The sequence below is a fragment of the Aureimonas endophytica genome (assembly GCF_014642635.1).
Lineage (GTDB): Bacteria > Pseudomonadota > Alphaproteobacteria > Rhizobiales > Rhizobiaceae > Plantimonas > Plantimonas endophytica.
The window spans coordinates 595,331-611,867 of the sequence record NZ_BMIQ01000001.1 but is presented as its reverse complement, the minus strand read 5'-3'; the positions used below and the strand labels follow the sequence as shown (position 1 = coordinate 611,867).

Annotated in this window: 18 protein-coding genes and 3 tRNA genes; 17 read left to right on the top strand and 4 right to left on the bottom strand. The window is 65.5% G+C overall.

The window, feature by feature from the left end; genetic code table 11:
• Window positions 1-206 precede the first annotated feature (206 nt).
• Both IEY14_RS03100 and IEY14_RS03095 read left to right on the top strand, forming a co-directional pair.
• Window positions 207-1,451, top strand: a complete 1,245-nt coding sequence (locus tag IEY14_RS03100) for an aromatic ring-hydroxylating oxygenase subunit alpha (protein WP_188906733.1) — start codon at window positions 207-209, stop codon at window positions 1,449-1,451.
• A gap of 13 nt (window positions 1,452-1,464) precedes the next feature.
• Window positions 1,465-2,553, top strand: coding sequence for an FAD-binding oxidoreductase (locus IEY14_RS03095; RefSeq protein WP_188906732.1), 1,089 nt, complete (start codon window positions 1,465-1,467; stop codon window positions 2,551-2,553).
• A gap of 4 nt (window positions 2,554-2,557) precedes the next feature.
• Here IEY14_RS03095 and rlmB read toward each other — a convergent pair whose 3' ends face one another.
• Entirely contained in the window at window positions 2,558-3,421 is an 864-nt protein-coding gene (rlmB, locus tag IEY14_RS03090; protein ID WP_188906731.1) for a 23S rRNA (guanosine(2251)-2'-O)-methyltransferase RlmB, read from the bottom strand.
• Between the two features lie 147 nt (window positions 3,422-3,568).
• Here rlmB and IEY14_RS03085 point away from each other — a divergent pair.
• The 4 genes from IEY14_RS03085 to tuf all read left to right on the top strand — a co-directional run bounded on the left by IEY14_RS03085 (window position 3,569) and on the right by tuf (window position 5,867).
• Window positions 3,569-3,653: transfer RNA gene (locus IEY14_RS03085), tRNA-Tyr, on the top strand.
• 50 nt (window positions 3,654-3,703) lie between these two features.
• Window positions 3,704-3,777, top strand: a tRNA-Gly gene (locus IEY14_RS03080).
• Between the two features lie 44 nt (window positions 3,778-3,821).
• Window positions 3,822-4,604 (top strand): hypothetical protein, encoded by a 783-nt coding sequence (locus tag IEY14_RS03075; protein ID WP_188906730.1) that lies wholly within the window; start codon window positions 3,822-3,824, stop codon window positions 4,602-4,604.
• 87 nt (window positions 4,605-4,691) lie between these two features.
• Window positions 4,692-5,867 (top strand): elongation factor Tu, encoded by a 1,176-nt coding sequence (tuf, locus tag IEY14_RS03070; RefSeq protein WP_188906714.1) that lies wholly within the window; start codon window positions 4,692-4,694, stop codon window positions 5,865-5,867.
• 134 nt (window positions 5,868-6,001) lie between these two features.
• On the opposite strand, the gene IEY14_RS03065 is transcribed toward tuf, so the two are convergent.
• Window positions 6,002-7,138, bottom strand: coding sequence for a glycosyltransferase (locus tag IEY14_RS03065; RefSeq protein WP_188906729.1), 1,137 nt, complete (start codon window positions 7,136-7,138; stop codon window positions 6,002-6,004).
• A 102-nt stretch (window positions 7,139-7,240) separates the two neighbouring features.
• Window positions 7,241-8,284, bottom strand: a complete 1,044-nt coding sequence (locus tag IEY14_RS03060; protein ID WP_188906728.1) for a glycosyltransferase family 2 protein — start codon at window positions 8,282-8,284, stop codon at window positions 7,241-7,243.
• A 370-nt stretch (window positions 8,285-8,654) separates the two neighbouring features.
• Here IEY14_RS03060 and IEY14_RS03055 point away from each other — a divergent pair, with 370 nt between their 5' ends.
• A complete protein-coding gene (locus tag IEY14_RS03055) occupies window positions 8,655-9,437 on the top strand; it encodes a hypothetical protein (RefSeq protein ID WP_188906727.1) in 783 nt (260 codons plus the stop codon).
• Here IEY14_RS03055 and IEY14_RS03050 read toward each other — a convergent pair.
• Window positions 9,434-10,159 carry a polysaccharide deacetylase family protein gene (locus tag IEY14_RS03050; protein WP_244639275.1) on the bottom strand — a complete coding sequence of 242 codons (726 nt, stop codon included), beginning with the start codon at window positions 10,157-10,159 and terminating at the stop codon, window positions 9,434-9,436. The genes IEY14_RS03055 and IEY14_RS03050 overlap by 4 nt on opposite strands.
• Window positions 10,160-10,381: 222 nt before the next feature.
• On the opposite strand from IEY14_RS03050, the gene IEY14_RS03045 reads away from it, so the two are divergent.
• The 10 genes from IEY14_RS03045 (at window position 10,382) to rplL (ending at window position 16,537) form a co-directional block, all read left to right on the top strand.
• A complete protein-coding gene (locus tag IEY14_RS03045; RefSeq protein ID WP_188906726.1) occupies window positions 10,382-11,071 on the top strand; it encodes a glycosyltransferase family protein in 690 nt (229 codons plus the stop codon).
• A gap of 8 nt (window positions 11,072-11,079) precedes the next feature.
• The gene (locus IEY14_RS03040) at window positions 11,080-12,006 is read left to right on the top strand and encodes a 3-deoxy-manno-octulosonate cytidylyltransferase (protein ID WP_188906725.1); all 927 of its coding nucleotides are present in this window, start codon (window positions 11,080-11,082) and stop codon (window positions 12,004-12,006) included.
• Window positions 12,003-12,875: a 3-deoxy-manno-octulosonate cytidylyltransferase gene (locus IEY14_RS03035; protein WP_244639274.1), complete on the top strand. Its 873-nt coding sequence runs from the start codon at window positions 12,003-12,005 to the stop codon at window positions 12,873-12,875. Before IEY14_RS03040 ends, IEY14_RS03035 begins: the two co-directional genes overlap by 4 nt.
• Window positions 12,876-12,918: 43 nt before the next feature.
• Window positions 12,919-12,994: transfer RNA gene (locus tag IEY14_RS03030), tRNA-Trp, on the top strand.
• Between the two features lie 142 nt (window positions 12,995-13,136).
• Window positions 13,137-13,337, top strand: coding sequence for a preprotein translocase subunit SecE (secE, locus tag IEY14_RS03025; RefSeq protein ID WP_188906724.1), 201 nt, complete (start codon window positions 13,137-13,139; stop codon window positions 13,335-13,337).
• Window positions 13,338-13,360: 23 nt separating this feature from the next.
• Window positions 13,361-13,900 carry a transcription termination/antitermination protein NusG gene (gene nusG / locus IEY14_RS03020; RefSeq protein ID WP_188906723.1) on the top strand — a complete coding sequence of 180 codons (540 nt, stop codon included), beginning with the start codon at window positions 13,361-13,363 and terminating at the stop codon, window positions 13,898-13,900.
• A 141-nt stretch (window positions 13,901-14,041) separates the two neighbouring features.
• Complete coding sequence (rplK, locus tag IEY14_RS03015) at window positions 14,042-14,470, top strand: 50S ribosomal protein L11 (RefSeq protein ID WP_188906722.1); 429 nt, start codon at window positions 14,042-14,044, stop codon at window positions 14,468-14,470.
• Window positions 14,471-14,474: 4 nt separating this feature from the next.
• The gene (gene rplA, locus IEY14_RS03010; RefSeq protein WP_188906721.1) at window positions 14,475-15,176 is read left to right on the top strand and encodes a 50S ribosomal protein L1; all 702 of its coding nucleotides are present in this window, start codon (window positions 14,475-14,477) and stop codon (window positions 15,174-15,176) included.
• Window positions 15,177-15,587: 411 nt separating this feature from the next.
• Window positions 15,588-16,106 (top strand): 50S ribosomal protein L10, encoded by a 519-nt coding sequence (rplJ, locus tag IEY14_RS03005; protein WP_188906720.1) that lies wholly within the window; start codon window positions 15,588-15,590, stop codon window positions 16,104-16,106.
• A gap of 50 nt (window positions 16,107-16,156) precedes the next feature.
• Entirely contained in the window at window positions 16,157-16,537 is a 381-nt protein-coding gene (gene rplL / locus IEY14_RS03000) for a 50S ribosomal protein L7/L12 (protein ID WP_188906719.1), read from the top strand.

The window sequence follows — 16,537 nt, the reverse complement described above, 5'->3', positions numbered from 1 at the left end:
TGTCGTAGCTAGCGCGGCGGCTTGTCGCTTTTGTCGGCGCCCGGCCGGCCCATTCGGCGGAGACTTGCCCATCGGACAGCGCCCGCCCTTCGCGAGCGCCTCGAAAACCGGACGGCGGGGACAGCCGGCACCATCGGTTCCCCGTCAGGCCTCCCGCCTTCCATGAAGCGTGCGGAAGCGTCCGTCACAGGATACGGGAAAAGGGCATGACCATACGCGACGCAATGCTGGCCAAGTTCCAGCAACGGAAACCGGGGTTCAGCCTCGATCGGGAGTTCTATTGCGACCCCGACTTCTACCAGCTCGACCTGGAGAACATCTGGTATCGCGACTGGCTTTTCGTCGGCCATGACTGCGAATTGCCGAAGCCCGGCAGCTATCTGACGCTGCAGGTGGGCGACTATCCGATCGTCGTCGTCCGCGACGGCCAGAAGACCATTCGCGCCTTCCACAATTCCTGCCGCCATCGCGGCTCGCGCATCTGCTCGGCCGCCAAGGGCACGGCGGCGAAGCTGGTCTGCCCCTATCACCAATGGACCTACGAGCTCGACGGGCGGCTGCTTTTCGCCCGCGACATGGGGCCGGACTTCAAGCCGGCCGAGTTCGGCCTGAAGCCGCTGCATTGCGAGACGGTCGCGGGCTACGTCTTCGTGTCGCTGGCCGAGCAACCGATGAACTTCCAGCCGGTCCGCGCCATGATCGAGCCCTATCTCGCGCCGCACCGCCTGACCGAGGCGAAGGTCGCCTTCGAGATGACCATCGTCGAGAAGGGCAACTGGAAGCTGACTTGGGAGAACAACCGGGAATGCTACCATTGCGCCGGCAGCCACCCGGAACTCTGCCGCACCTATCCCGAAGCGCCGGGCGCCACCGGCGTCGACGCGCATGAGGACCCGGAGATCCAGGAACATTGGCAGCGCTGCGAGGCGGCGGGCCTGCCCTCGAAGTTCCAGATCGATCCGCTCGGCCAGTTCCGCACGGCGCGCATGCCGCTGCTCCGCGACGCGGTGAGCTACACGATGAGCGGCAAGGCGGCGGTCAGCCGGCCTTTGAGCGAGGGCGTCACCATTCCGAAGATCGGCACCATGCTGCTCTTCCACTATCCTTCGACCTGGAACCACATGCTGGGCGACCATGCCGTCTCCTTCCGCGTCCTGCCGAAGGGGCCGACCGAGACGGAAGTCACCACCAAGTGGCTGGTCCACAAGGACGCGAAGGAAGGCGTCGACTATTCGCTGGACGAGATGACCAAGGTCTGGATCGCCACCAACGACCAGGACCGGCAGATCATCGAGGAGAATCAGATCGGCATCCTGTCGCCGGCCTATCGGCCCGGTCCCTATTCGGCGGTCCACGAAGGCGGCGTGATCCAGTTCGTCGACTGGTATTGCGACTTTATGGACAAGCGGCTGCGCGGCGAGCGGCTGCCGCATCTGGCGGAAGTCGCCTGAGGCCGTTCCGCAGATGGAAAACGCGCTGCTGCGGCACAAGCATATCGACGAGTTGCCGCGCTGGAACGACAAGGCGCAGGTGCTCGAATGCGTCGGCGTCCTGCCCGAAACGCAGGACGTGCGCACCTTCTCGTTCCAGACCCCGAGTGACAGCTGGTTCCGCTACGCGCCCGGCCAGTTCGTCACGCTGGAACTACCGACGGAGAACGGCACGATCCTTCGGACCTACACGCTCTCCTCCAGCCCCTCGCGGCCGCTCTCCGTCTCGGTGACGGTGAAGGCGCAGGCCGGCAGCATCGCCGGCCGCTGGATGTTCGAGAACGTGCGCCCCGGCGTCCGGTTGAAGGCCTTCGGCCCGGCCGGCACCTTCACCTTCGAGCAGCATCCGGCCGAGCGCTATCTCTTCGTCTCGGCCGGCTCCGGCGTCACGCCGATGATGTCGATGACGCGCTGGGTCTACGATTACGGGCGCAAGACGGATATCAAGTTCATCCATTGCGCCCGCTCGCCCTCCGACATCATCTTCCGGCGCGAGCTGGAACTGATGATGGAGCGCGTGCCGGAGATCGACGTCACCTTCGTCGTCGAGCGGCCGGACCCGCACGGCATCTGGACCGGCTATCGCGGCCGGCTGAACAGCCTGATGCTGGAACTGATCGCCCCGGACTATCACGATCGCGAGGTCTTCTGCTGCGGCCCGGCGCCCTTCATGCAAGGGGTGCGCGACATCCTCAACGCCTCCGGCTTCGGCATGGCGCATTATCACGAGGAAAGCTTCCAGGCGCCGGTCGAGACGGCCGAGCTCGTGCCGCAGGGCGACATCGTGCCGGAGGAAGGGCGGGGCGCCTCGATCCGCTTCACCGAATCCGGCATCGAGGCGGAATGCACCGAGACCGACACGATTCTCTCGGTCGCGAAGGCGAACGGGCTGAATATCCCGAGCGCCTGCCAGTTCGGCGTCTGCGGCACCTGCAAGACGCGGAAAGTCTCCGGCAACGTGCACATGGTGCATAATGGCGGCATTCGCGACGACGAGATCGAGGAGGGCTATATCCTCGCCTGCTGTTCGAAGCCGATCGGCCGGGTCGAAGTCGAGATCTGAGGGTTCAGCCCTCGGCCGAAGCCAGATGCCGCCGCGCCGCATAGAGCGCGACGGCCGCCGCGTTCGAGACGTTGAGGGAGCGGATCGCGCCCGGCATTTCGAGGCGTGCCAGCACGTCGACGGTCTCGCGCGTCTTCTGCCGCAGACCCTTGCCCTCCGAGCCGAGGACGAGCGCGATTCGGCCAGCCTTGAAGGAAGGTTCGAGCTCTTCCGCCCCTTCCGAATCGAGACCGATGGTCTGGAAGCCCTGCGCCGACAGTTCATCGAGGGCCTGCGCGAGATTGACGACCTGGATGCTCGGCACATGCTCGAGCGCGCCGGAGGCCGACTTCGCCAGGACGCCCGATTCCTGCGGGGAATGGCGGGTGGTGGAGATGACGGCACCCGCCCCGAAGGCGACGGCCGAGCGCAGGATCGCGCCGACATTGTGCGGGTCTGTCACCTGGTCGAGCACCAGAACCAGCGAGGCCTGGGAGAGATCCGCGACGCGGCGCTGCGGCAGCGGCTCGGCCTCCAGCATCACGCCCTGATGCACGGCGTCCGAGCCGAGCGCGACGTCGAGCGCCCGTGGCTCGACGATCTCGAAGGGACAGGGCAGGGCGTCGGTGTCGAGTTCCAGGCGCGCCAGCGCGTTGCGCGTCGCCAGAAGCTTGTGAAGACGCCGTTCGGGATTGCCGAGCGCCGCCGCGACGGTGTGAAGCCCGTAGAGGCGCACGCGATCGCTCGCGCCCGGCTGGCCCGGATGATGGGGCCGCGCCCGCTTCGGCGCCGCGCTCTCGCCGGGCGTCGCCGTGCGGTCGCGATGCGCGCGGCGCAGGCGCGCATAATGGCTGTCTTTCGGCGTATGGGTCTTCGGCTCGTCGCTCATGGGCCGCTTCTACAAAAGCTTCATCTTCCCCTCAACCACTCGGTTGACAGCGCGGGGCGGCCCCTGCATAAGGCGCCCCACGGACGGGGACGACGGCAACGAGTTCCCGCTTCTCCGGGGCGGCGCCGAGGCGCTCGCGACCGGGCTGGAGGGGTGCCCGAGTGGTTAAAGGGGACGGACTGTAAATCCGTTGGCTCAGCCTACGTTGGTTCGAATCCAACCCCCTCCACCAGCCGAACAAGCGTTGCAGGTCGTCATCGACTGGCTTATCATTGCCGCAGCGCGGGTATAGCTCAGTGGTAGAGCAGCAGCCTTCCAAGCTGAATATGCGGGTTCGATTCCCGCTACCCGCTCCATTTCGCTCCGCCTTGCCCACCAGCCGCCGACTTGGAACGGTCTGATGTCATCGACCGATCCGGCCGTCGCCGGCGAAGCGCCGCTACATTTCGTCATGGCCTATGTCTTCCGGCAGCGCGACCCGGAGATGGGCGGGCTCGTGACGCTGCTGGCCCGTTCGATTCTCGCTCTCTACCCGCGAGCCGAGGTGGTGCTCCTGACGAACGCGCTCGGTGCTGAATCGGGCGTCGGGTCGATCGTCCGGTTGCAAACGCGCGAGCTCGACCCGAATCACGTCATGGTGGAGCGGCTGCGCGAATATCGCGACTATGTGCGGAGCGTCGTGCCGGGCACCGTGGTCGTCTTTCTCGATACCGACATGCTCGTCATGCGCCGCTTCGATGAACTTCTGGCGCCGGGCGCTAATCTCGCGGTCACCCATCGCCGCTTCGCGGCCATGCCGATCAATGCGGGGCTGATCGTCGCACGGACCGAGGCGCATGCCGAGGTCTGCCGCTTCTTCGACCGGCTCCATGCGGTCTGCGCCGATCTGCCGGAGGAGGAAAAGCGGTGGTATGGCGACCAGGTGGCCCTGGCGCGGCTCCTCGCGCCCCCGCGCGCCGGGCGCTACCAGACGGTGACGGCCGAGCGCGAGGGGCTGTCGGTGCGCTTCGCGCCGGGTCGGCTCTACAATCGCACGCCGCGCCCCTGGATGCTCCGGCTCGGCCTTTACCCTCTCTTCACCCGCATCCTGCATTTCAAGGGCGACCGGAAGGCGCGCATGCCGCTCTATGCCCGTCGCTATCTGAAGCTTTTCCAGAGCGATGAACGGGCGGCAAAACGATAATGCCGCCGGCGCCGGCCTCCGGCGCCCTTGCTATTCCGTTGCTCCGCCAGTATGTCGCGCCCGAACTGAATTCCTGAGGAGCGCCTGATGGCCAAGGGTAAGTTTGAGCGGACGAAGCCGCACGTTAACATTGGGACGATTGGGCACGTTGACCACGGGAAGACGTCGCTGACGGCGGCGATCACGAAGTATTTCGGGGAATACAAGGCGTACGACCAGATCGACGCGGCGCCGGAAGAGAAGGCGCGCGGCATCACGATTTCGACGGCGCATGTGGAATACGAGACGCCGGCTCGGCACTATGCGCATGTGGACTGCCCCGGGCACGCGGACTACGTGAAGAACATGATCACGGGCGCGGCGCAGATGGACGGCGCGATCCTGGTGTGTTCGGCGGCGGACGGCCCGATGCCGCAGACGCGCGAGCACATTCTTCTGGCGCGCCAGGTGGGCGTTCCGGCGATCGTGGTGTTCATGAACAAGGTGGACCAGGTCGACGACGCGGAGCTTCTGGAGCTGGTTGAGCTTGAGATCCGCGAGCTTCTGTCGAGCTACGAGTTCCCGGGCGACGACATTCCGATCGTGAAGGGTTCGGCGCTGGCGGCGCTGGAGGACTCCAACAAGGAGATCGGCGAGAACGCGGTTCGCGAGCTGATGGCGCAGGTGGATGCCTATATCCCGACGCCGGAGCGCCCGATCGACCAGCCGTTCCTGATGCCGATCGAGGACGTATTCTCGATTTCGGGCCGCGGCACGGTGGTGACGGGCCGCGTCGAGCGCGGCGTTGTGAAGGTGGGCGAGGAAGTCGAGATCGTCGGCATCCGCGACACGAAGAAGACGACGGTGACGGGCGTCGAGATGTTCCGCAAGCTTCTGGACCAGGGCCAGGCGGGCGACAACATCGGCGCGCTGGTTCGCGGCGTGGACCGCGAGGGCGTGGAGCGCGGCCAGGTTCTGTGCAAGCCGGGTTCGGTGAAGCCGCACACGACGTTCAAGGCCGAGGCCTACATCCTGACCAAGGAAGAGGGCGGCCGCCACACTCCGTTCTTCACCAACTACCGTCCGCAGTTCTACTTCCGCACGACGGACGTGACGGGCGTGGTGACGCTTCCCGAGGGCACCGAGATGGTGATGCCGGGCGACAACGTGACGATGGACGTCAAGCTGATCGTTCCGATCGCGATGGAAGAGAAGCTGCGCTTCGCCATCCGCGAAGGCGGCCGCACCGTCGGCGCCGGCATCGTCTCCTCGATCGTCGAGTAAGACATACACCGCAAAAGCAAACCGCGCGGCTCAACAGGCCGCGCGGTGCTGGAAACGAAAAAGGCGGGCCGCAGGGCCCGCCTTTTTTCTTGCCCGGATCTCCGGCCCCGCCGCGAGCGGCGGTGGCCGAAGCGTCAGACCCGCTTGTAGCCGAGGCCGCTCCAGCGCCGGAACTTTTCGACCATCGAGAGAGACTCGTCGCCGGCCGCGCGCCGCTCGGCGGCGATGTCCTTCCAGGTGTCGAGCAGCGGCACGAGGATCTGCCGGTCATCGAAATGGCGCGCGGCGCGCTCGCGCGAGCGCCGCTCGGCCTCCTGCCATTCGAGCTCCGACCAACTTTCGGTCGCGCGCACCAGCGCGGCGGCCTCGTCCAGATCCTTGTAGACGCGGCCGGTGTCGCCGAGATAGGCGCTCGCGCCCTCGACATCGCGCGCGAGCACCGTGCAGCCCGCCGCCATGGCCTCGACGATCGAGACGGGCATGCCGAAGGAGACGTCCGGATCGTAGGTGTGGACGTAGAGGCCCGCCTCCGCCATGTAGGCGGCGACCTCCTCGTAGGTGATGTCGCGCACCATCTCGACCGGGCTGCCGAGTTCGCGGTTCAGCGCCTCTAGCTCGCGATAATAATCGTTCGGGCCAAGGCTGCAGAGGATCATCACGGAGCGGTAGTCCGGCAGCTTGGCCGCGATGCGGATGAAATTCGCCAGATCCTTGGAGCGCTTGCAGGCGGCGGTGCGCATCAGCATCTTGCGGTTCTTCGGCCGGCGCGGCGCCACCCATTCGTGATGGTAGCAGGCGAGCATCGGCACGATCTTATCGGTCATGCTCTTCCACTTGTTCGCCAGATGCGGGAACATGAAGAGCCGGACGATTGTCGGCTCGTCCTCCACCTTCTGGATCTGCTTCGGCACGAAATGCCAATGGCCGCGCGCCGTCATCGGCACGCCCATGCGCTTGGCGGCGTCCTTGTATTTCAGGGCGCTCTGCGTCCAATGGGTGTGGACGATCTCCGGTTTCCGGCGCTGGATCGTCTCCACCAGCGTGCCGCGATGAATGGGCACGTCGACCGGCCGGCCTTCCGATTTCGGGCTGGTCGAGGACCAGACCTCCACCTCGACGCCCCATTCGAGCATGCGCTCGATCTCGGCATTGATGTAGGATTCGGACAGTTGCGGAAACTGGTCGAGCGCATAGAGGACGCGGATCGGCGGATCGACCCGCGTCGAGGCCTCGGCGGCGGGCCTGTCGTTCCGAAGGGGTATGGCGGACATTGCGGACGATCCGTTTTCGAGCGGGAATTTCGGCTAAGGCACGGCAGGCGCGAGGCTTTCGAGACTAGCGGGGCGCTCCGTCCCGATCAACCGCGCGCGCCGTCAGAGCCGGAGCGGGCGGCGGAGATCCTGCATCATGCCGTCGCGGACGAGCTTCTCGGACCCTTCGAACCGCCGCGATCCGTCGAAATGCAGAATGGCGGTCTCGTCGAAGCCGTCCTTCTCAACGATCCGTCGATAGAAGATCGAGCCGTTCGCATGGGTGCCTTCGGAGGCGATCCGGCGAAAGGTCGCGACCGAACCGGCGCCGAACTTGTGATGGAGGAGAACCGCCTGGACGGGCGCGTAATTGCGGGCGAGCGGCAGGGGGCCGTGATGGCTGCCGCTGGCGAAGCGCGTCGCCCGGTCGGCAAGGAGCAGCGGGAACTTGCTGATCCGCATATCGGCGCCGAACAGGCGCCGGCGCGGCCCGCCCCGCACGGCCGTGCCGAATTTCTCGTTGGCGATCGCGTAGTCCGTGCCGTCGTAGAAGGGACAGACCTCGGCCGGAAAGGTCTCGGCGGCGGGCGGCGGCGCGACCGCGCCGAGCGGCCCCTCGGGATAGAGATCGAGCATCACCGCATGGACGCGTTTCGAGCGAACCCGTTCGAGGTCGAGGATGAAATCGGCGAGGCCGCGCGTCTCGTAGCCGGGAAAGACGAGATACTCGTCGCTGTCGATCGACACATACCAGCGGCCATAGCCGTAATGGGCGACGAGCATGTCGCGCCAGGTGAGGCCGCCCTCGCTGTCGCGAAAGCTGGCCCGCGAGCCGAAGAGATCGACATCCGGCTGGGCCGCCAGCCATTCGCGCGAGCCGTCGCCCGAGCGGTCATCGACGAAGGCGAAGCGCTTGACGCCGAGCCTTCGATAATGCGCCAGCAGCGAGGGCAGGAACGCCATGGCGTTGCGGGTGACGCAGAGAAGAACGACGTCCGAGCGCAGAAGCGGTCCGCTCGCGCGATGGAGGGGGACGAGATCCACTGGCGCATGCGCCGCCATCGCCTGGCGCTGCCGCCGATCGCGCCTGAAGGCGGAGAAACGCTTCCGAAGGGTGAGGCGACCGATGCCTTTCCAGTGGCTGGCGGTCTCGACGGGATAGAACATCGCGGCCTGGCTTGTCGCTCGATGAGGGAGCGAAGCACGCGACAATTCCTCACGCGGAAGCGGCGTTCGATCCGAAGCTCTTGGGATATCGCGTTGACGTTACAAGGCAATCGGCGCGCGGAGCCATCATAGGCTCCTCCGGCGACGTATCGTCGTCCGTCGCCCGCTTCCCGAACGCCGGACAGACGAAGCGCTCAGCCGTCGCGAAACGACGAAGCCTTGCAGGGCAGGGGTTTCAACAAAGCCGCAGACGCTATAAGCTCAGTGAAAGTTTGATCTGGCGTTGCTGCTGGAAAACCTGTTAGATGGCTACGGGTTGCCGATTTTCTTCGGCGCCGATCCGTAACAGCGTCTGGTCTCCGCTGCCGCCATGCCATCGATCGATGTATGTATAGTCGCGACTCGGCGACCGGACCTGCTCGTCCGCACGCTCGACTCCTTCGATCGGAATCTGTTTCGCAATTTCGCGCTGCAACGCGTGATCGCCAATATCGATCCGGTGTTCGGGACGTCGCGAGCCGGCGAGGAATGCGCCGAACTCATCCGTGCCTACGATCCGCAGGCGGAAATCTTCCATCCGAACGAAGCCGGTTTCGCGGCGGCGGTCGCACGTGTCTGGGCCGCCAGCCGCGCGGAAATCGTTCTTCACCTGGAAGACGACTGGCTGTTGCGAAAACCGGTCGCGCCGGCCGACATCCTGCCATTCTTCGCCGAGAAGCGGACGGCGCAGGTGAGTTTCAATCACGCCAACAAGAATTGGGACATCGCCGCCAAGGGGCCTTTCTGCACCATCAAGCGGTCACGCCGGCTCTTCGGCCTCGCGCTGCCGATGAAGATCAGGATCCCGAACTTTCTCACCAGCCCCTCCTTCTACCGGGGCAGCGTCGCGCGGTCGGCCGCACGTCTCCTCGATCCGCGTTTCGACCCCGAAAAGCAGTTCTGCCGGGGGCTCAATCCGAGCTTGGAGGCGCATGTCCTGCGCCTGCGCAACCGCGTCGTCGGTGAAATCGGCGATTATTTTATCGAGGATCTCGGTCGCGCCTGGCGCGAGACGCGCGGCATCGAGAAACATCTGCTCGACGGGCAGTCCGTCTGGTCCGAAGCGCCGCCATCGTCGCATGCGCCGGACAGCATGATGCTCGAACGGGCTTAAAAGATCTTCCGGCCGAGAAAGCGCAGATAGCCGTCCGACCCGCCGACGGTCATGCGCGGCAGGCGCAACGGATCGTGCGTCGCGGTCGCCTTGCCGGACAGTGTCGTCGTCCCCGTGGTGAAGCCGGAGCCGCGCGCCATCTCGACGACGGCTTCGCTGAAGCTGCCATAAGGATAGCTGAAGGCCTCGACGGGGCGGCCGATCATGTCCTCGAGTTCCGCCTTGGAGCCGGCGATCTGGCGCTCGGCCGCCGCTATCGGCAGGGCGGCGAGACGCTCGTGATCGAGGGTGTGGGCGCCGACCTCCTGACCGCGCGCCTGCCAATCCCGCAGTTCCGCCTTCGTCATGCAAGGCATCTGCGGCAGGAAGCCCGTATCCCAGGCATTGTGGCCGTTGACCTGCCGGCTGACGAAATAGGTCGTCGCCGTGAAGCCGCATTCTTCGAGAACCGGCAGGGCATGGTCGTAGACATTGCGAAAGCCGTCGTCGAAGGTGATGCCGACGACTTTGCCGCTCGCTTCGCCGCGCAGATGAGGGGCGAGTTCGGCCATCGAACAGCCGCGATAGCCGAGCAGCTTCAACAGCCGCATCTGCGCGCGGAAACGGCGCGGCTCGACGAAGAGATAGCGCGACGGCGTGCCTCGCGGCGGCCTCGCGACGACATGGTGATACATGAGGATCGGGATCGCCGTGCCTCGCGAGATCGATGACGAGCGCCTCAACGGCTTCTCCTGTTGCTGGCCAGGCGCGCGCCGACCTGGCGCCCCGCCTCCGTCAGCCGAAATCGGCGCCGGACGCGGGCGCTGCCTTATCGCGCGCTCGCATTGGTCGTCCAGATCCACCGATCCCGCCGCATGTTTCCCGAACGCGGGCGGTTGTCGCCCGTCGCGCCGGGGCGTAAGACGCCAGCGCCGCATCGCCAAAGGTTTGAGAGGTTTCGTCGCATGAGCTTGGACGTCGCGCGGGTCTTCATCGGCTTCGATTCGAAGGAAACGGTCGCCTATCACGTGCTCGTCCAGAGCATTCTCGAGAAGTCCTCGATCCCGGTCGTCTTCTCGCCGATCGTGCTCGGCAATCTCGGCGGCATCTTCACGCGCGAGCGCAACGCGCTGCAGACGACGGAATTCTCCTTCTCCCGCTTCCTCGTCCCGGCCCTTTCGAATTTCGAGGGCTGGAGCCTCTTCATGGATTGCGACATGCTAATGCGCGCCGACATCGCCGAACTCTGGGCGCTGCGCGACGAGCGCTATGCCGCCATGTGCGTGAAGCACGACTACGTGCCGAAGGTGGAAACGAAGTTCCTCGGCCAGACGCAGACCAAGTACGAGAAGAAGAACTGGTCGAGCGTCATCCTCTTCAACAATGCGCGCTGCACGACGCTGACGCCGGACTACGTGAACACGGCCACGGGCCTGCAACTCCATCAGTTCAAGTGGCTGGAGAACGACGACCAGATCGGTGCGTTGCCCCCGGCCTGGAACTGGCTCGTCAACGAATATGACTACGACGCCGAGGCGCGGAACGTGCATTTCACCGATGGCGGACCCTATTTCACCGAATATGCCAAGGACGATTACGCCGACGAATGGTTCGCGGCGCGCGAGCGCACGCTGCACGTCACGCAGCGCTCCTGACGCGTCCCATGGCGATCGAGGGATCAGGCGCTCCTGTCCAGTCGGCTTCGGCCGAGGCGGGTGACGGGGGCAAGCGGGCCATCGCGACGCTGCCGGGCGATGCGAAGGGCTTCTTCGCCGGCTTCTCCGCCATCGTGCTCGTCGCCAACAGCCGCGACGCGGCGGCGGTGCTCGCCGCGCCAGAGATCGGCGAGCGCCCGATTTTCGTCTTCTTCAACCGCGTCTACCGCATCCTCGACGCGCCGTTTCACCGCGACTGCCTGCTGATCTCGCGCTCGACGCCGGTCGGCTCGGCGCTCGTCTATCGCAACGAACTGACCGAGGTCCTGTCGCTGCTCGAGGGGCCGAATTTCCACGGCGTCCTCAACATGCGCGCCCGCGACAAGGAGGTCTTCTCGAAGCCGGAGGAGTTTCGCGGGGTCCCGGCCGGGTTTCTCGATCTCGAGACCTGGGCGCAGCGAATGTATCCCGCCGGCCAGCGCTGGCCGAGCTCGGGCTTCGCCCTGGCCGTCTGGCTGGCGCAGCAGAACCTGCCGATGCCGATCTATCTTTCCGGCTTCAGCGGCGTCCGAGAAGCCGAGTGGCGCGTGTTCGATTCGCACGACTGGACCTGGGAACAGATCGTCCTCAACCTGATGTACAAGAACGACCGGCTTCGGCTCTTCCGCGCCGGCAATTATTTCGACCGATGGCCGTCGCGCGCCCTGATGGCGGATTTTCCGGAGATCACGCCGGAGGAGCTCTCGACCACGGCCATGGAGGTGCTGTCGCACCGCCTGGGCGGCACCAACCGGGTGCTCGATCACATCTATTCCTCGCTGAAGCCGCAGCTCGCGATCCGCGATTTCCTGCGCCGCATCCGGCCGCCATCGCGCAAGAAGCGGACGCGCGACCGGCTGCTGGCCGGGAAGAACCCCTCCGGCGGCGCCGCGTGAGCGATTTGGCTCCAACTCCCGCGGCCGGTTCGGATCTCCCGGTCCTGCCGTCGAGCGCCGGCGAATGGCGCGAGTTCTTCGCGCGTTTCGACGAGGTGATCCTCGTCGCCAATAGCGAGGCGGTAGACCTGGAGCACCTGATGGCGACGGCCGGGCCGGGGGCGCTCTTCGTATTCTTCAACAAGACCTACAAGATACTCGCGGGCCGGTTCGAGCGGCCGGCGCTGCTCGTCGCCCGGTCGAGCGAGGCGGGAGCCAATATCGTCTACCGTCGCGAGGTCGAGCGCGTGGTGGAACCCTTCGCCGCCGCGAGTTTCGCCGGCATTTTGAATCTAAAGGTCGGCCCGCGCGAGACCTTCAGCCGCCGCGAGGAGTTCGGACCACGGCCGGTCGGCCATCTCGACCTCTCCGGCGCATATGCCGATTTCTATCCGTCCGGCCATGTGGCGACGAGCGGCTTCGCCCTTGGCGTCTGGCTCGCCGAACAGCGGTTCGGCCGAAACCTTCTCTTGGCCGGCTTCTCCGCGCGGCGCAGCCTGCAATGGAAGCTCTTCAGGGATCACGACTGGTCCTTCGAGCAGACGGCGCTGCGGCTGCTCGAACGCGCCGGCCGGCTGTCGCTCGGCGAGGAGGGCGCGTCGGGCTCGCCGCTCCAGCGATTCGCGCGGCGGTTCCCCGAGATTGCGCGCGAGGACGTGGGCCTCGCGGCCGCCGAGACCGTAGCCGACCGGCTGGCCGCCACCGACGCGATGGTCGATCGCCTCCTGTCGCTGACGCGGCTCCAGGCGCTATTCGACACGTTTCTGCGCCGCCTCAAGCCGCCGACGCGCAAGGAGCGGCTCGCCGCCCGGCAGGGACCGCGCGAATAGAGCTTGCCAAAATCGGCGCCGCCGACTAATCGGTGCTCTCGTTAGGGGTATAGCTCAGTTGGTAGAGCGGCGGTCTCCAAAACCGCAGGTCGGGGGTTCGAGCCCCTCTGCCCCTGCCACCATCCCGACATCACGAATTTCGTGATTGCTTTCGATCGGGACTTGTGAATCACTTCGCTTCCCTCTAATAAGCCCTCACCTTAAGAATTTTGGCGCGCGAGGTGGTCTTCGCTTCGACGCGCCTTTGGCCGTGAGCGCTGTATGGCTGCGAAATCCAACCCCTTCACCTTCCTTCAGCAGGTCCGTACCGAGACCTCGAAGGTTGTGTGGCCGTCGCGTCGCGAGACGACGATCTCGACGGTCATGGTGATGCTGATGGTCGTCTTCGCATCCGCGTTCTTCTTCATCGCCGACATGGTGTTCGGCTATGCGATGAGCCTGATCCAAGGCGCCAGCCTCTGATACGCCGGGAATATTCGATAGACATGACAGCCCGCTGGTACATCGTTCAAGCCTATTCCAACTTCGAGAAGAAGGTGGCCGAGTCGATCGAGGAGCAGGCTCGCCAGAAGGGCTTGTCCGACCTCATCGAGCAGATCGTCGTTCCGACCGAGAAGGTGGTGGAAGTCCGCCGCGGCAAGAAGGTCGATGCCGAGAGGAAGTTCTTCCCCGGCTATGTCCTCCTGAAGGCGAATCTCACCGATCAGGTGATCAGCCTGGTCAAGAACACGGCCCGCGTCACCGGGTTCCTCGGTGAGGACCGGCATTCGCACAAGCCGGTCGCGATCTCCAACAAGGAGGCCGAGAGCATCCTGCATCAGGTGCAGGAAGGCGTCGACCGGCCGAAGCCGACGGTGCTCTTCGATGTCGGCGAGCAGGTGCGCGTGTCCGACGGTCCCTTCGCCTCCTTCAACGGGGTGGTGCAGGAGGTGGATGCCGAGCGGGCCCGTCTCAAGGTGGAAGTTTCGATCTTCGGGCGCGCGACGCCCGTCGATCTCGAATTCGGTCAGGTCGAGAAGGTCTGATCGGAGTCGGGGCCGCCACGGCGGTCCCGGTCATGCGCGGGAGGCGAGGTCGGCTGGAGCCGGCCGGCCGGATGCCGCACCGCGCGGCTGCAACTCGCCGCTCCGTAAGGGGTCGGCGAATGGAAAATAGAGGCAGAAGCTATGGCTAAGAAGATCGCAGGCCAGCTGAAGCTGCAGGTGAAGGCCGGTTCGGCGACTCCGTCGCCGCCGATCGGTCCGGCCCTCGGCCAGCGCGGCATCAACATCATGGAGTTCTGCAAGGCGTTCAACGCGCAGAGCCAGGAAATGGAGAAGGGCTCCCCGGTTCCGGTGGTCATCACCTATTACCAGGACAAGTCCTTCACCTTCGTCATGAAGACGGCTCCGGTGAGCTACTTCCTGAAGAAGGCGGCGAACATCCAGTCGGCGTCGAAGACGCCCGGCAAGCAGGTGGCCGGCAAGGTGACCCGCGAGCAGGTGCGCGAGATCGCCGAGAAGAAGATGAAGGACCTCAACGCGAACGACGTCGACGCCGCCATGGCGATGATCGAAGGTTCGGCGCGTTCGATGGGTCTCGAGGTTGTGGGCTGAGACAATGGCGAAGATCGCGAAGCGCATTGCCAAGTCCCGCGAGGGCATCGACCGCACCAAGCTCTACGGCCTCGCCGAGGCCGTGCAGATGATCAAGGAGCGCGCCAGCGCGAAGTTCGACGAGACGGTCGAGATCGCGATGAATCTCGGCGTCGATCCGCGCCATGCCGACCAGATGGTCCGTGGCGTCGTCAACCTTCCGAACGGCACGGGCCGCACGGTGCGCGTCGCGGTCTTCGCGCGCGGCGCCAAGGCTGACGAAGCCCGCGCGGCGGGCGCCGACATCGTCGGCGCCGAGGATCTCGTCGAGATCGTCCAGGGCGGCACGATCGACTTCGACCGTGCCATCGCCACGCCGGACATGATGGGCCTCGTCGGCCGCCTCGGCAAGGTGCTCGGCCCGCGCGGCCTGATGCCGAACCCGCGCGTCGGCACCGTGACGCCGGACGTCACCGCCGCCATCAAGGCGTCGAAGGGTGGCGCCGTCGAGTTCCGCGTCGAGAAGGCCGGCATCATCCATGCCGGCATCGGCAAAGTCTCCTTCGAGGCCGAGGCGATCGCCGAGAACATCCGCGCCTTCACCGACGCGGTGCAGAAGGCGAAGCCGTCGGGCGCCAAGGGGAACTATCTCCAGCGCGTCTCGATCACCTCGACCATGGGTCCGGGCGTGAAGGTCGATCTTTCGAGCCTCCAGGCCTCCGCCTAATCGCTCCCGCCCGGTCCGGGCGGGGCTTTTCATCGACGGGACGCGCCCCCATATGCGGCGCTCCCCTCCAAGAAATTCCGGGGCGCTCGTCGCCTCGGATGCGGGAAAGCGCCAGACGCTTTCCCAACCTGTCCGAGATTGCAGGCGAACCGAGGCTCCGGCCGAGGCTCTTAATCGCCCGAAAGCCTGCATGAGATGGGGTGTTCGATTGAAATTCGTTCGGCTTCGGCCGGGCATCGGTTCGAACTCTCAGACTGCCTTGCGCCGCATGCGGATCCCCAGAGGATCCGGTTCCGAAAGGAAGGGGCGCGAGGGGACAGGATCCTCGAGCGTCGCTTCGGTCTCCGAAGCGGCATAAGGCAACCGGTGGAGGTTCGGGTTTCCGGACTTTCGCCACAGTGGAGAGTGGCAGTGGACAGAGCGGAAAAGCGCGAGTTCGTCGCCGAGATGCACGAGACCTTCAAGGGCTCGGGCTCCGTCGTCGTGGCTCGCTACGCCGGTCTCACCGTCGCGCAGATGAACGACCTCCGGTCGAAGATGCGCGCGCAGGGTGCGACCGTCAAAGTCGCGAAGAACCGCCTCGCCAAGATCGCTCTTCAAGGCACGGATGCCGAAGGGATCGCGAACCTGTTCCAGGGGCAGACGCTCGTCTGCTATGCGCCCGATCCCATCGCGGCTCCGAAGGTGGCCAACGACTACGCCAGGACCAACGACAAGCTCGTGATCCTCGGCGGAGCCATGGGCACCACGGCCCTCGACGCGGAAGGAGTGAAGGCTCTCGCCACGCTCCCGTCGCTCGACGAACTGCGCGGCAAGCTTCTGGGCATGATCCAGACGCCGGCTCAGCGCATCGCGTCCGTCGTAGCGGCGCCGGCGGCTCAGCTCGCCCGCGTCTTCGCGGCCTATGCCAAGAAGGACGAAGCGGCGTGAGGCTTGTTCCTCGCTCCAACCTGATTGTTCGAACCTAAGGAAACATGAACATGACCGATCTCGCCAAGATCGTTGAAGACCTGTCGAAGCTGACCGTCCTCGAGGCGGCCGAGCTCTCGAAGATGCTCGAAGAGAAGTGGGGCGTCTCCGCCGCCGCTCCGGTCGCGGTCGCCGCCGCCGGTGGCGCGGGTGGTGCCGCCGCTCCGGTCGAGGAAGAGAAGACCGAGTTCGACGTCATCCTCGCCGATGCCGGCGCCCAGAAGATCAACGTCATCAAGGAAGTCCGCGCGATCACCTCGCTCGGCCTGAAGGAGGCGAAGGATCTCGTCGATGGCGCGCCGAAGCCGGTGAAGGAAGGCGTGTCGAAGGACGAGGCCGCCAAGATCAAGGACCAGCTCGAGAAGGCTGGCGCCAAGGTCGAGATCAAGTAA

What these genes read in the sequence shown, in the direction of transcription:
- IEY14_RS03100 (WP_188906733.1), top strand. Translation starts at nt 207, where the DNA reads ATGACCATACGCGACGCAATGCTGGCCAAGTTCCAGCAACGGAAACCG.
- IEY14_RS03095 (WP_188906732.1), top strand. Translation starts at nt 1,465, where the DNA reads ATGGAAAACGCGCTGCTGCGGCACAAGCATATCGACGAGTTGCCGCGC.
- rlmB (WP_188906731.1), bottom strand. Translation starts at nt 3,421, where the DNA reads ATGAGCGACGAGCCGAAGACCCATACGCCGAAAGACAGCCATTATGCG.
- IEY14_RS03075 (WP_188906730.1), top strand. Translation starts at nt 3,822, where the DNA reads ATGTCATCGACCGATCCGGCCGTCGCCGGCGAAGCGCCGCTACATTTC.
- tuf (WP_188906714.1), top strand. Translation starts at nt 4,692, where the DNA reads ATGGCCAAGGGTAAGTTTGAGCGGACGAAGCCGCACGTTAACATTGGG.
- IEY14_RS03065 (WP_188906729.1), bottom strand. Translation starts at nt 7,138, where the DNA reads ATGTCCGCCATACCCCTTCGGAACGACAGGCCCGCCGCCGAGGCCTCG.
- IEY14_RS03060 (WP_188906728.1), bottom strand. Translation starts at nt 8,284, where the DNA reads ATGTTCTATCCCGTCGAGACCGCCAGCCACTGGAAAGGCATCGGTCGC.
- IEY14_RS03055 (WP_188906727.1), top strand. Translation starts at nt 8,655, where the DNA reads ATGCCATCGATCGATGTATGTATAGTCGCGACTCGGCGACCGGACCTG.
- IEY14_RS03045 (WP_188906726.1), top strand. Translation starts at nt 10,382, where the DNA reads ATGAGCTTGGACGTCGCGCGGGTCTTCATCGGCTTCGATTCGAAGGAA.
- IEY14_RS03040 (WP_188906725.1), top strand. Translation starts at nt 11,080, where the DNA reads ATGGCGATCGAGGGATCAGGCGCTCCTGTCCAGTCGGCTTCGGCCGAG.
- secE (WP_188906724.1), top strand. Translation starts at nt 13,137, where the DNA reads ATGGCTGCGAAATCCAACCCCTTCACCTTCCTTCAGCAGGTCCGTACC.
- nusG (WP_188906723.1), top strand. Translation starts at nt 13,361, where the DNA reads ATGACAGCCCGCTGGTACATCGTTCAAGCCTATTCCAACTTCGAGAAG.
- rplK (WP_188906722.1), top strand. Translation starts at nt 14,042, where the DNA reads ATGGCTAAGAAGATCGCAGGCCAGCTGAAGCTGCAGGTGAAGGCCGGT.
- rplA (WP_188906721.1), top strand. Translation starts at nt 14,475, where the DNA reads ATGGCGAAGATCGCGAAGCGCATTGCCAAGTCCCGCGAGGGCATCGAC.
- rplL (WP_188906719.1), top strand. Translation starts at nt 16,157, where the DNA reads ATGACCGATCTCGCCAAGATCGTTGAAGACCTGTCGAAGCTGACCGTC.